Source organism: Dokdonia sp. Hel_I_63 (genome assembly GCF_007827285.1).
In the GTDB taxonomy this organism is placed as follows: Bacteria; Bacteroidota; Bacteroidia; order Flavobacteriales; family Flavobacteriaceae; genus Dokdonia.
In genome coordinates this window covers 2,165,764-2,179,847 of record NZ_VISD01000001.1, presented here as the reverse complement: position 1 = coordinate 2,179,847, position 14,084 = coordinate 2,165,764, and the positions used below count along the sequence as shown (strand labels likewise).

12 protein-coding genes are annotated in these 14,084 nt (G+C 36.2%); 8 read left to right on the top strand and 4 right to left on the bottom strand.

Going from position 1 to position 14,084, the window contains the following annotated elements:
* Positions 1-23 precede the first annotated feature (23 nt).
* On the top strand, positions 24-1,205 hold the full coding sequence (locus tag JM84_RS09535) for an acetyl-CoA C-acyltransferase (RefSeq protein WP_013752222.1): 1,182 nt from the start codon (positions 24-26) through the stop codon (positions 1,203-1,205).
* A gap of 15 nt (positions 1,206-1,220) precedes the next feature.
* On the top strand, positions 1,221-1,970 hold the full coding sequence (locus JM84_RS09530) for a C40 family peptidase (protein WP_013752223.1): 750 nt from the start codon (positions 1,221-1,223) through the stop codon (positions 1,968-1,970).
* 74 nt (positions 1,971-2,044) lie between these two features.
* Here JM84_RS09530 and JM84_RS09525 read toward each other — a convergent pair whose 3' ends face one another.
* Both JM84_RS09525 and gyrA read right to left on the bottom strand, forming a co-directional pair.
* A complete protein-coding gene (locus tag JM84_RS09525) occupies positions 2,045-3,301 on the bottom strand; it encodes a tetratricopeptide repeat protein (protein ID WP_013752224.1) in 1,257 nt (418 codons plus the stop codon).
* Positions 3,302-3,365: 64 nt separating this feature from the next.
* On the bottom strand, positions 3,366-5,912 hold the full coding sequence (gyrA, locus tag JM84_RS09520; protein ID WP_013752225.1) for a DNA gyrase subunit A: 2,547 nt from the start codon (positions 5,910-5,912) through the stop codon (positions 3,366-3,368).
* 251 nt (positions 5,913-6,163) lie between these two features.
* On the opposite strand from gyrA, the gene JM84_RS09515 reads away from it, so the two are divergent.
* The 3 genes from JM84_RS09515 (at position 6,164) to JM84_RS09505 (ending at position 9,704) form a co-directional block, all read left to right on the top strand.
* A complete protein-coding gene (locus JM84_RS09515; protein ID WP_013752226.1) occupies positions 6,164-8,716 on the top strand; it encodes an ATP-dependent Clp protease ATP-binding subunit in 2,553 nt (850 codons plus the stop codon).
* Positions 8,717-8,950: 234 nt separating this feature from the next.
* On the top strand, positions 8,951-9,259 hold the full coding sequence (locus tag JM84_RS09510; RefSeq protein ID WP_144783970.1) for a hypothetical protein: 309 nt from the start codon (positions 8,951-8,953) through the stop codon (positions 9,257-9,259).
* Positions 9,260-9,401: 142 nt separating this feature from the next.
* Positions 9,402-9,704 (top strand): STAS/SEC14 domain-containing protein, encoded by a 303-nt coding sequence (locus JM84_RS09505; RefSeq protein WP_144783968.1) that lies wholly within the window; start codon positions 9,402-9,404, stop codon positions 9,702-9,704.
* A 159-nt stretch (positions 9,705-9,863) separates the two neighbouring features.
* Here the strand turns inward: JM84_RS09505 and JM84_RS09500 are convergent, their stop codons facing one another.
* Positions 9,864-10,580 (bottom strand): SDR family oxidoreductase, encoded by a 717-nt coding sequence (locus JM84_RS09500; protein WP_013752229.1) that lies wholly within the window; start codon positions 10,578-10,580, stop codon positions 9,864-9,866.
* A gap of 111 nt (positions 10,581-10,691) precedes the next feature.
* On the opposite strand from JM84_RS09500, the gene JM84_RS09495 reads away from it, so the two are divergent.
* Both JM84_RS09495 and JM84_RS09490 read left to right on the top strand, forming a co-directional pair.
* The gene (locus tag JM84_RS09495) at positions 10,692-11,795 is read left to right on the top strand and encodes an esterase-like activity of phytase family protein (protein WP_186439114.1); all 1,104 of its coding nucleotides are present in this window, start codon (positions 10,692-10,694) and stop codon (positions 11,793-11,795) included.
* A 63-nt stretch (positions 11,796-11,858) separates the two neighbouring features.
* Positions 11,859-12,137, top strand: a complete 279-nt coding sequence (locus JM84_RS09490) for a DUF3817 domain-containing protein (protein ID WP_013752231.1) — start codon at positions 11,859-11,861, stop codon at positions 12,135-12,137.
* Here the strand turns inward: JM84_RS09490 and JM84_RS09485 are convergent.
* Positions 12,130-12,495, bottom strand: a complete 366-nt coding sequence (locus tag JM84_RS09485; protein WP_013752232.1) for a DUF4870 domain-containing protein — start codon at positions 12,493-12,495, stop codon at positions 12,130-12,132. The genes JM84_RS09490 and JM84_RS09485 overlap by 8 nt on opposite strands.
* A gap of 76 nt (positions 12,496-12,571) precedes the next feature.
* Between JM84_RS09485 and mnmE the strand changes: the two genes are divergently transcribed.
* Positions 12,572-13,960, top strand: coding sequence for a tRNA uridine-5-carboxymethylaminomethyl(34) synthesis GTPase MnmE (mnmE, locus tag JM84_RS09480; RefSeq protein WP_013752233.1), 1,389 nt, complete (start codon positions 12,572-12,574; stop codon positions 13,958-13,960).
* The last annotated feature ends 124 nt before the right edge of the window (positions 13,961-14,084 follow it).

Sequence of the window (14,084 nt, the reverse complement as noted above, 5' to 3'; positions counted from 1 at the left end):
TAGTACTTCAAACACACAAATATATGAGTAAGAACGTTGTTATAGTTGCGGCTGCACGCACACCGATAGGTAGTTTCATGGGAGCTTTATCCTCTGTTACTGCTAGTAAACTTGGATCAATCGCTATAAAAGGCGCTTTAGATAAAATTAACCTTGACCCTTCACTTGTAAGTGAAGTATATATGGGTAACGTCGTACAAGCTGGTGTAGGCCAAGCACCTGCTAGACAAGCTGCACTAGGAGCTGGAATTCCAGATACTGTGCCTTGTACTACTGTAAATAAAGTATGTGCTTCAGGAATGAAAGCTGTGATGATGGCTGCACAAGCCATTGCTCTAGGAGATGCGGATATTGTTGTTGCTGGCGGAATGGAAAATATGAGTCTTATTCCTCATTATGTTCAGTTACGTAATGGACATAAATTTGGACCACAGACTATGGTAGACGGTATGCAAAAAGACGGTCTTGTAGATGCATATGATGGTAACGCGATGGGTGTATGTGCAGATGCATGTGCAACAGAATATAAATTCTCACGTGAAGATCAAGATAATTATGCTATCCAATCTTATAAACGCAGTGCTGCTGCTTGGGAAGCTCGAAAGTTTGACAATGAAGTAGTACCAGTATCCGTACCACAAAGACGTGGAGATGATGTTATCGTATCTCGTGATGAAGAATTTACAAATGTAAAAATGGAAAAAATTCCTGCTTTACGTCCTGCATTCTCAAAAGACGGAACAGTAACTGCTGCAAATGCATCTACAATTAACGATGGCGCAGGTGCTGTAATCGTAATGAGTGAAGAAAGAGCAAAAGAGCTTAACCTTACTCCACTTTGTACTATAAAAAGTTATGCAGATGCTGCACATGAGCCAGAGTGGTTTACTACGGCTCCGTCAAAAGCATTACCAAAAGCTCTTGCAAAGGCAGGTGTAGCTCAAGATGACATTGACTTTTTTGAGTTTAATGAAGCATTCTCTGTAGTTGGTCTAGCAAATATGAAAATATTAGGCTTAACAGATGAAAATGTAAATGTACATGGAGGAGCAGTTTCCTTAGGACATCCATTAGGATGCAGTGGAGTACGTATCCTTATTACGCTTATGAACGTATTGAAGCAAAATAATGCCAAACTAGGTGCCGCGGCAATTTGCAATGGCGGTGGAGGTGCCTCTGCTATGGTAATAGAAAATCACAATTAAGAATAGACATACCTTATGCGATACGGTATTTGCCAGCTTAGTATAGTCCCTATGCGCGCCGAACCTTCGGATCCTAGCGAACTTGTAAATCAAGTTCTCTATGGTGAACATTTTAAGGTTGTGGAGCAACGCAAGCAATGGAGCCGTATTAAACTTTCTCATGATAAATATGAGGGATGGATTGATAATAAGCAATACATTGAGATTAGTGAGGATGAGTACGCTTTCGCGAAAGCGCAACAAACCACACTCACCACAGATCCTGTACAATTTATTACAACAGAACATAATCAACTACTTACGGTGGTATTAGGTTCTTCTGTTGAAAATATTGGGCTTCTTAAAGATTCTTACGATGGCAATAGTCACACTGGAAAAACATCCAGAGCCCAACTTGTGGAAACAGCACTACTCTATCTCAAAACTCCATATTTATGGGGCGGAAGAACAACCTTTGGTATAGATTGTAGTGGTTTTACTCAAATGGTGTATCGACTTAACGGCTTTGACCTTAAAAGGGATGCTTCACAACAAGCAACACAAGGTGAGGCATTAAGTTTTATAGAGGAAAGTGAACCTGGGGATCTAGCATTTTTTGATAATGCAGAGGGACTAATTACGCACGTAGGTATTATTATGGAAGATAACTATATCATACATGCTCACGGAGAAGTGAGAATAGATCGCTTAGATCATTCTGGTATTTACAATGTGCATAAAGGTGTACACACTCATAAATTAAGGGTGATTAAGAAAATCATATAGTTTAGATTTAAAATATCATACAAAAAAATAGCCACTCAAATGAGTGGCTATTTTAATTTATGGAAGATAGAAGATTAGTTTCCTCCTTCTAGTTTTTCAATGTTTGCTTTCATTGCATCTGCCTTAGATGTTTCACCTAATTGCTCATAGATTCCATATAAGGATCTTGCTACATCTAGATAATCTGGCTTTGCTGCTAATGCTTTTTCTAAGTAAGGAACAGCACTTTTATAAACACCCTGACGCTTAAGTTTTAAAGCATCATATTTATCATAGTCTGCTTTTGAAGTTCCTAAACTGTTCATCTCATCAACAATAGCACGCTCGTCTGATAAGATAAGAACAGCAATATTATTATATGCTGCAGCATATGTAGGATCAAGCTCAACAGCCTTCATATAGTATTCCTTTGCCTTTTCTTTGTTTCCTTGTTGATCAGAACTTACACCTAAGTTATATAACAACTCTGGGTTATTAGGATCTTTCTCAAGAACTTTTGCTATTACTTCTTGATACTTATCCATCTTTTTCATTTTAAGGTAGATGTCTGCCTCAGAACGTAATAATAAGATATCATCTGGATTCTCTTTACGTGCATCTGCCATTGCAGCAAGTGCTTTTTCATTTTCATCCTTAGAAATATAGATAAGAGCTATATTTTTTGCAATTTCTGCACTTTTAGAGTCTCCTAACTGCTCTTCTGGTTTCACGTGAGTTTTAGCAAGTACCTGAAGGTCTCTTTCTTGTTTGCTTGGGAAATTCTCAACTTCACTTGTCTCAACATTAGTTGCTACGTAAGAAACTTCTCTTCCTTGGAAGCCTAAGTCCTTAAGTTGTTCATAATATCCTAATGCAGTGTCGTAATCTTTTCCATTAATTGCATTCGATGCAGCAAAGTATAAGTAAACAGTATCCTTCTTACTTAAATTATATGCTTTCTCAAGTTTTGTTGCCGCACTAGCATAATCTTCTTTATTCTGATCTGCTACTGCTCCATTGATGTAAGCATTTGTCACATTTGCAAGACCAGCATCTGCTTCACTAGTGTATTTTGTGTCTTTAAGATCTGCAAAGGCGGTCGCAGCTTTTTCGAGATCGGCTGGATTTTGATTATCAACTCCTAAATAAGCTTGAGCTTTAAGAAGCATAAACTTCTCTTTTGTTTTCTCATCCATATCTGCCGTAAGAGCCTCGGCAGCTCCTAATAGCGATTTTGCTTCAGTATAGCTACCAGACTTAATTGCCTTCTCTATAGCTTTTACTTCTTTTTTCTGTGCAAATGCCATTGATGTTGCGGCAAGTGCTATTGCTAAAAATAGTTTACTTTTCATTGTAATGGTTTAATTAATATAAGGGTTTCAAAATTACTAATTTTTTATCAACCCTTGATTATCGCTACTCCTCTTCATTAGAGGTGTTTTGTTCTTGGGTTGTTGATTCTCCAGCAGGATTCTCAGTAGTTTCACCTACTACCCCTTCTAGATCTTCTTCATCTATTGCTTCGTCGTCACTTTTTACTTTGGCTACAGCTGCAATAGAATCATTGCCTTTGAGATTTATAAGTCTAACACCTTGTGTTGCTCTACCCATAACTCTAAGAGAAGCTACTTCCATTCTTATGGCGATACCAGATTTATTGATAATCATAAGATCATCGGCATCTGTTACATTTTTTATAGCTACAAGTTCACCGGTTTTTTCTGTTACAGAAATAGTTTTCACACCTTTTCCTCCACGATTAGTAATTCTATAATCTTCAAGACTACTGCGTTTACCATATCCTTTTTCTGATACTACAAGAATATTACTTTCTACGTCGTTTACGGAAACCATACCTATGACCTCGTCTTGATCATTTGCAAGAGTTATGCCACGAACGCCAGAAGCGTTTCTTCCCATAGGTCTTGTCTTGCTTTCCTCAAAGCGTATTGCCTTACCAGACTTGAGCGCAAGCATTACTTGGCTTTCTCCTGTGGTAAGTTTTACAGATAATAATTCATCGTCATCTTTAATGGTAATTGCATTAATACCATTAGTACGAGGTCTAGAGTATTGCTCTAATGCAGTTTTCTTTACTTGACCTTTTTTAGTAGCCATAATAATAAAGTGATTATTGATGTATTCCTCATCTTTTAAATCACCCGTACATACAAATGCTTTCACTTCATCATCCTGCTCTATATTGATAAGATTTTGAATCGCACGACCTTTTGAAGTTTTACTACCTTCTGGAATTTCGAACACACGCATCCAGAAACATTTTCCTTTTTGTGTAAAGAACAACATGTACTGGTGGTTTGTACCCACAAATAAATGTTCTAAGAAATCCTCATTACGGGTAGTAGATGCTTTTGTACCTACTCCTCCTCTATTTTGAGTTTTATATTCTGTAAGTGAAGTTCTCTTAATATATCCAGCATTTGAAATGGTAATCACTACCTTTTTATCTGGAATAAGATCTGTGATACTTACATCCCCTCCAGCGTACTCTATAACCGAGCGGCGCTCATCACCATACTTATCTTTAATTTCTTGAAGCTCTTCTCTTATAATAGACATACGACGCTCCTTTTTGGCAAGGATATCTTTTAAGTCTTCTATAGTCTTCATTATCTCTTCATACTCACTACGAAGTTTGTCTTGCTCCAGACCTGTAAGTTGGCGTAAACGCATCTCGACAATTGCTTTCGCTTGAATTTCTGAAAGCTTGAAGCGCTCTATTAAATTCTGTCTAGCTTCATCTCCATTTGCACTACCTCTTATGATCGCAATAACTTCATCTATATTATCAGATGCTATGATGAGTCCCTCGAGTATATGTGCACGTGCCTCAGCTTTTTTGAGTTCGTATTCTGTTCTTCTTACAACCACTACATGACGGTGCTCAACAAAATGATGAATCATATCCTTAAGATTTAACATCTCAGGACGTCCATTTACAAGAGCAATATTATTTACGCTAAAAGAAGATTGTAAGGCCGTATACTTGTAAAGTTTATTAAGTACAATATTAGGGATGGCATCACGCTTTATAACATAAACAATACGCATACCATTACGGTCAGATTCATCACGTATAGCAGATATACCTTCGATTTTTTTATCGTTGATCATATCGGCCGTTTTCTTAATCATATCCGCCTTATTGACTTGATATGGTATTTCGGTTACGATGATGCACTCTCTACCTTTAACTTCTTCAAAGGTAGCTTTTGCCCGCATTACTACACGACCACGACCTGTTTTAAAAGCTTCGCGTACTCCATCATACCCGTATATCGTACCACCAGTAGGAAAATCTGGAGCCTTTACATGCTCCATAAGTTCATCTATAGTAACGTCATTATTATCAATGTAAGCATGAATACCATCTACCACCTCAGAGAGGTTATGTGGTGGCATATTTGTCGCCATACCAACGGCAATCCCAGAAGCACCATTAATAAGTAAGCCTGGTACTCTTGTAGGTAGCACTGTAGGTTCCTTAAGTGTATCGTCAAAGTTAAGTTGATGATCCACAGTATCTTTGTCTATATCTGCCAGCATATCCTCAGATATTTTCTGCATTCTAGCCTCTGTATAACGCATTGCTGCTGGGCTATCACCATCTACAGACCCAAAGTTACCTTGACCATCTATAAGCATGTAACGTAAGCTCCATTCTTGAGCCATACGCACCATCGCGTCATATACAGAAGTATCTCCGTGTGGGTGATACTTACCTAACACCTCTCCTACTATTCTCGCACTCTTTTTATGAGCGCCGCTTGCTCGTATTCCTAACTCGTGCATCCCATAAAGAACACGACGGTGTACTGGTTTGAGACCATCACGTACATCTGGTAGTGCACGTGACACGATAACCGACATCGAATAATCGATGTAAGCAGATTTCATTTCATCTTCAATATTAATCGAGATCAGCTTTTCTCCTGCAGCCATATATAAATTGATTAGATTTTATGTCAAATTTTAACTAGCTAGCAATGTAATCATTTTAGAGGTTTTTTATGGGTTAACGCTTTCGCGAAAGCGCACTTTTTATCAACAAATTTTAACAAAGCTTCTTAATAACTACCTAAAGCCCTTGAAGGCAAATTGTCAGGTATTTTTGGTAATTTGGACTAATGACTTTAAGCGGAATGATTTTTGAACCAGTTTGCTTAAATTTACCTTAGAAAGAGAAAAGAGATATGGACGATAATTTTTCACCAAGAGTAAAAGATGTGATTGCTTATAGTAAGGAAGAGGCCTTAAGATTAGGTCATGACTTTATAGGCACGGAGCACTTACTACTTGGGTTATTAAGAGACGGAAGCGGTAAAGCAATCGATATTTTAGGAGCTTTAAACATAGATTTAGAGCATTTAAGACGCAAGGTTGAGATACTAAGCCCAGCAAACCCCAATATGAATTTGCAGAGTAACGATAAGAAAAACTTACATCTTACTCGTCAGGCAGAGCGTGCACTAAAAACAACCTTTTTAGAAGCAAAGCTTTTTCAAAGTTCATCAATAAATACGGCTCATCTATTATTATGTGTACTACGTAATGAGAATGACCCTACTACAAAACTTCTTAATCGACTTAAAGTAGATTATGACAGTGTTAAAGACCAATTTAAATTAATGATGGCAAACGAAAGCGATGAATATATAGAGCCTATTAAGTCAGAATCTTTTAGTGATGATGGCGATAATAGTGATGAAGGATCTAAAGAAAATCCTTTTAATAGCCCTACAACGCCTAAAGGAGGAAAGAAAAGTAAAACTCCTGTTTTAGACAACTTTGGAAGAGATCTTACTGCGATGGCAGATGAGGGTAAACTTGATCCAGTAGTAGGACGCGAGAAAGAAATAGAGCGTGTATCTCAAATTTTGAGTAGACGCAAGAAAAATAATCCTCTTTTAATAGGAGAACCAGGAGTGGGTAAATCTGCTATTGCAGAAGGACTTGCTTTACGTATTGTGCAACGAAAGGTGTCTCGTATACTTTTTGACAAGCGTGTTGTTACTCTTGACCTTGCTAGTCTTGTAGCCGGAACAAAATACAGAGGACAGTTTGAGGAGCGCATGAAGGCTGTAATGAATGAGCTTGAAAAGAATGATGATATTATTCTTTTTATTGACGAAATTCACACAATCGTAGGTGCAGGTGGAGCGACAGGATCTCTTGATGCATCAAATATGTTTAAACCAGCACTAGCTCGAGGCGAAATACAATGTGTAGGAGCGACTACGTTAGATGAATTCCGCCAGCATATTGAAAAAGACGGAGCTCTTGAGCGTCGTTTCCAAAAAGTTATTGTAGAACCTACTTCTGTTGAAGAAACTATTGAAATTCTACAAAATATTAAAGGAAAGTACGAAGAGCACCACAACGTAACATATACGGATGAGGCTATCGAAGCTTGTGTAAAACTTACAAATAGATATATGACGGATAGGTTTCTCCCAGATAAAGCTATTGATGCTCTGGATGAGGCGGGATCTCGTGTCCACATCACAAATATTGATGTACCAAAGAAAATTCTAGAACTAGAAAATAAACTTGAAGAGGTAAGAGAACTCAAAACATCTGTTGTCAAAAAGCAGAAGTATGAAGAGGCTGCGAAGTTAAGAGATGACGAGAAAACCTTAGAAAAGGAACTTGCAATCGCTCAAGAGCGCTGGGAAGAAGATGCAAAGCTTCATAAAGAAGAGGTATCTGAAGATAATGTTGCAGATGTAGTGAGTATGATGACGGGAATCCCTGTTAATCGTATTGCACAAACAGAAAGCAACAAACTTGCCGAACTACCTGCTATCATTAAGAAAAATGTAATAGGTCAGGACGAAGCTGTTGCTAAAGTAGCTAAGGCCATACAACGTAACAGAGCAGGATTGAAAGACCCAAATAAGCCTATAGGTTCATTTATTTTCTTAGGACAAACGGGTGTAGGTAAAACGCAACTAGCAAAAGTCCTTGCAAAGGAACTATTTGATAATCAAGATGCACTCATACGTATTGATATGAGTGAGTACATGGAGAAATTCTCAATATCTAGATTAGTTGGAGCGCCTCCTGGATACGTAGGTTATGAAGAAGGTGGGCAACTTACAGAAAAAGTGCGTCGTAAGCCTTATGCTGTAGTACTTCTTGATGAAATAGAAAAAGCGCATCCAGATGTGTTCAACATGCTATTGCAAGTACTAGACGATGGTTTCTTAACAGATTCTTTAGGTCGTAAAATCGATTTTAGAAATACAATCATCATTATGACGTCTAATATAGGTGCAAGAAAACTCAAAGACTTTGGTCAGGGAGTTGGTTTTGGTACTGCTACTCGTAAAACTCAAGTAGACGATAATGCAAGAAGTATTATACAGAATGCACTTAAAAAAGCCTTTGCACCTGAGTTTTTAAATCGTGTAGACGATGTTGTGGTATTTAACGCATTAGAGCGTGAGGATATTCATAGAATTATTGATATTGAACTTTCAAAATTATATACTAGAATCAAAGATTTAGGATATGACTTATCTCTTAGTGAAAAAGCTAAGGATTATATAAGTGATAAAGGATTTGATAAAGAATATGGCGCAAGACCACTTAAGAGAGCTATTCAAAAGTATATTGAAGACGCACTAGCTGAGGAGATAATTAATTCTCAACTAAAAGAAGGTGATAGCATATTTATGGACTTTGACGAGAAAAAAGAAGAATTAGTTATTGATATAAAAAAGATAGAAGCTACAGAATCGTAACTGACATCAGATATTGATTAATATCCCCAAAAGGTCTAATAAGCTTTTTGGGGATTTTTTATATAAAGTACTATGCATACATAGTTAATGTATTGATAAATAGATTGTTGTAATAAGTATTATTATTATCTTAATAGTCTAAGTTCCCTTTTAACTATGACACAAGCACTAGAGCACCATTTAAGCTTATCCTTCGGCGAGATAACTGTGTATAATGATTATGTTTACACCATTATGAACGAAGGAATAACCGTTCAACCTAATTTTAATGATATTCTATTAGCTGTCGCTGAAATATACTACAGCGATAGAGAATTTGTTTATATAACTCATAGAATTAATTCCTATTCTATTGATCCCATCATTTATCTGGAGACCTCAAAAATCAAGAATCTCAAAGGATTTATAGCTGTTTGTCCAAACAAAAGTCTTATAGAATCATTTAGGGTTGAAAAATTATTCTTCAACAAACCTTTTGCAGTATATCAAACTCTTGATGAGGCCCTAAAATACAAGGAAAAATTGCTTTCTGGAGAACACTAATATTTTTTGCAGAAATACTTTTATTTTATTAAAAAAAAAGGGAGTTTTGCACTCAATTTAATCCCCCTACACCCCTTTGAAAAATATTAGAGAATTTGAGTTTGGAAAAATCCAAATTGAAGAAAATTTTGTTATTGGCATCATGAAAGAAGGTTCTCATGTAGATCGAGAGTCCAACCAATTATTACTTTCATTCTGTAAAGATTATTTCAATGGTAAATCATTTGGTTACATTTCCCATAGACTTAATTCATATTCAGTAGATCCCACAGTTTATATGGATGCTGGAAATCACCCCGGTCTTAAAGCTATTGCAGTAGTTATCGATAATCCACTTATTAAGTCCAATGTAGCATTAGAAAAGCAATTTTATAATCAACCATTTGAATCTTTTTATTCTGTAGAGGATGCAAAAGAATGGCTTTCAAAATTGCTCGTAAACTAAATTTTAATTAGCGCCGGAAGCATGCAGCATCAGGATACTTTAACAAAGACCCATAAGTTTAATTTAATAATATAGTTTTCCATTTTTCTATAACCATTACAAAATATTAAAGCCTCCAATTTCTTAACAATTGAAGGCTTTATTAAATTCAATAAACATCTATTTAGTAGGCGGTTTAGATGGTCGCACCTCGATTTTACTAGGTAATGTTCTTGGGTGCATTTTAAGAAGATCAACGGTAATTTGACCAAGATCTTCGGGTTGTATACGCCAGTCTGTGCCTTCTTCTGGTGATCTACCTCCAAAATGGCTGCTTACAGAACCTGGCATAATGGTAGTCACTTTTACATTATCTTGTCTTAAGTCTAACATTAGGGCTTGTGAGAATCCTGTTAGTCCAAATTTACTTGCATTATAAGCCGTTCCTTTTTCAAAGAAATTTGTTCCCGCAAGACTAGAAATTGTAAAAATATATCCTTCAGTTTTTTTGACTGCTTCAAGGGATGCTTTTACCGAGTAGAAAACACCAGTAAGATTGGTATCAATAGTCTCATCCCATTGTTTTATAGACATATCTGTAATGCTCTCAAAATGTCCAAGACCAGCATTTGCAATGAGTACATCAATTTTTCCAAATTTATCTAGTACTGCTTTTACCGCGTGTTGCTGACTTTCATAATTCCTTACATCTGCAGCAATACCGAGAATGTAATTATCATTTTCAGTAAGCTCATGAGCTGCTTCTTGAGCACCTTTCTCATCTCTTCCCGTGATAGCTACTTTCATCCCTTGATGCAACAAGGCTTCGGCAATACCGCGCCCTATTCCTTTTGTTCCTCCCGTTATTAATGCAACTTTATCCTTTAATGATTCCATGATTATGTGTTTTTATAAAGATAATCACGCTTTCGCGAAAGCAAACAAGAAATTTCCTTAAACTAAATCTAAAAAAGTAACACCTTTGCACACATGAAAATTTACACTCAAATGTCAATTAAAAATATCTTTTCTCTCCTATTTGTAACAGTTGTACTCTCTTGTAAATCCATTAACATCCTACCAAAGAATTCTTCCGAAATAATTAAACTTAATTTTATAAATGAAGTTATCATACCAAGTGATGAAATGTACGACGGAGCAGCCGTAGGCGGGCTATCAAGCATCGATTATATGGATGGTAAAATGTATATCATATGTGATGATAGAAAAGATCCGCGATTTTATATGGCTGATATTCCTATTCAAAGTGGCAAATTACAAGCACCAATATTTACTAAAGTGGTAAGTCTTAAAGATAACACAGGTCTTGCTTTTAACGCTGGGCAAGCAGATCCTGAGTCGCTACGTGTTACAGTATCAAATGACATTATCTGGTCTAGCGAAGGAAATATAAGTAAAGGCATTGACCCATTTATAAGAGTAGCTAGTATAGATGGAAATTTTAAAAGTGCTTTTACAATTCCATCTCGATATCTTGTACAGTCAAACGATAATAATGGCCCACATAATAATGGTGTTTTTGAAGCACTTACTAGAAATTACGACAATAACGGATTCTGGGTAACTACAGAGTTACCACTTAAACAAGATGGAATTGTACCCACTGCTAGCGATGCAAACTCTCCCGTACGTATTGCATACATAGACCATGAGCGCAACACTTTTACTAAAGAGTATGCCTACATGCTGGATAAAGTAGCTAGAAAAGGGAAGCTTGAAGTAAACGGTATTACTGAAATTTTGTCATATGATGAGCACTCTTTTCTAGTTCTTGAACGCTCTTATGCTTCGGGTCATGAAGACGGTGGAAATGATGTTAAGATTTACCAAGTTTCAACTAAAAATGCTACAGATGTAAACGACCTAAACAGTCTTTCTAACTCCGCCTATATCCCTGCGACCAAGAAACTGCTATTAGATTTTAGTAGCGTGCGCAGTCAGCTCACAGATGGTATTGTAGATAATATTGAAGGAATGACTTTTGGCCCTAATTTTGAAAACGGCAATAGATCACTTATCGTTATTTCCGATAATAATTTTAACTCCTTTGGAAAACAACTTAGTCAGATAATCCTATTTGAAATTAAGTAAAAGTTACTCTTTGATGAGTAGACTTATTAGTAGTTTGCCCTTATTTTTGTTAAAAAATATACGATGCTTAAGACCTTTAGAATTCTTAGTGTATTAGAAGGAATATCATTCTTATTAATACTTTTTATCACCATGCCATTAAAGTATATATTTGATAATGGAGCACCTAACAAAGTCATAGGGATGGCTCATGGATTTCTATTTCTTGCCTATGTAGTGATGGCAATTATGATGAAATCTTATATGAAATGGAACAATAAAACAGTAGGAATCGTCCTTTTATGCTCTATTATTCCATTTGGTACTTTCTGGATGGATAAAAAGTATCTCCAGTCTACTTAAAGAATTTTATGCTTATATAATAGTTAGGCTCTTCACCATTACTAGCTCTTATTGCATTTATAATAGGTAAAATAAAGCCTAACACTGCAAGTATTAATAAAGTAACTAGACCTAACCCCAATAATAGTATTGCAGGGATGCTCAGTATGCAATAAATGAACAAACTTATCTGAAAATTTGCAATAGATTTTCCATGCTCATCCATGTCAATTACTCGGTCTTTATTAGAAAGCCACAATACGAGTGGTACTATAAAACCTCCAAAACCAGTAACATAGTCTAGAAGTTGTGATAGATGAGTAAGTGCTAGCAGCGTTCTATCTTCACGCGCATAAGTGGTTTGTTGTACGATTTCCATATGGTTGATTGTTGATTGATACTATATATGTATATGCTTACACGAAAATGTTACACGTTTACGTAATTTTGTAAAGATGAATGTACAAGATACTATAGTAGCTTTAGCAAGTCCAGCAGGTGCTGGCGCAATTGCTGTAATACGCGTTTCTGGAGCTCAAGCCCTAGAAATAACCTCCCCTATTTTTAAATCTGTTAGTGGTAAAGTGTTATCAGAGCAAAAAACACATACCATTCACTTAGGACATATTATGGATGGTGAGCGCACTATAGATGAAGTTCTAGTCTCATTATTTAAAGGCACAAACTCATACACTGGCGAGCCTACTGTTGAAATTTCTTGCCACGGATCAAATTATATTCAGCAAGAAATCATACAGTTACTATTAAGATCAGGCTGTCGTGCTGCGCAAGCAGGAGAGTTCACACTACGTTCATTTATTAATGGTAAAATGGACTTGAGTCAAGCAGAAGCTGTTGCAGATCTTATTGCAAGTGATAACGAAGCTTCTCACCATATTGCAATGCAACAAATGCGAGGAGGCTTCTCTAATGAAATAGCACAACTGCGTCAAGAGCTTTTAAACTTTGCATCCCTCATTGAACTAGAATTAGACTTCTCTGAAGAAGATGTTGAGTTTGCAGACCGTAGTCAATTTAAAGAGCTCATTGCTCGTATCACTAAAGTACTTAAACGTCTTATAGATTCTTTCGCTACCGGTAATGTGATAAAAAATGGAATCCCCGTAGCTATTGTAGGAGAACCAAACGTGGGAAAATCAACCTTATTAAATGCACTTCTTAATGAAGAACGTGCTATTGTATCAGACATCGCAGGTACCACTCGTGATACTATAGAGGATGAACTATCAATAGGTGGTATTGGTTTTAGGTTTATAGACACTGCTGGTATACGAGAAACTGTAGATGTGATTGAAGGCTTAGGAATCAAAAAAACATTTGAAAAAATAAAACAAGCACAAGTAGTTATTTTACTATTTAGTGCAAATGAATTTCTTGCAAATGGTGCCACATTCAAAACAGAAATTGAAAAAATCAAAAACAAGTTTCCACTAAAGCCTCTTGTTATTGTCGCCAATAAAGTTGATCAAGTATCTGAGAGTGACGTTAAAGAAATAAGTAATCAAATACCAAATCTCCATCTACTTTCTGCCAAAGAAAACAAAGGAGTTGATGAGCTTAAAACTAAACTTTTAGAGTTTGTAAATACTGGTGCCTTACGTAATGATGAGACTATTGTTACAAACAGTCGTCACTACGATGCTTTACTTAAGGCGCTTGAAGAAATAGAAAAAGTGCAATATGGACTAGATACAGATCTCTCAGGTGATCTTATGGCAATTGACATTAGAGAGGCGCTCTATCATTTTGGAGAGATTACTGGGCAAGTAACTAATGATGAGCTACTTGGTAATATCTTTGCTAATTTTTGTATCGGGAAGTAATTTTGATTATGAAAAGATTGTAAGAATATCTTCCTATATATTATTACACATAGATACAATAAGAAATATATCCATAAGAGAATTGATTATTAAATTATGAAAATCAAAATTAAATTGGTTAACA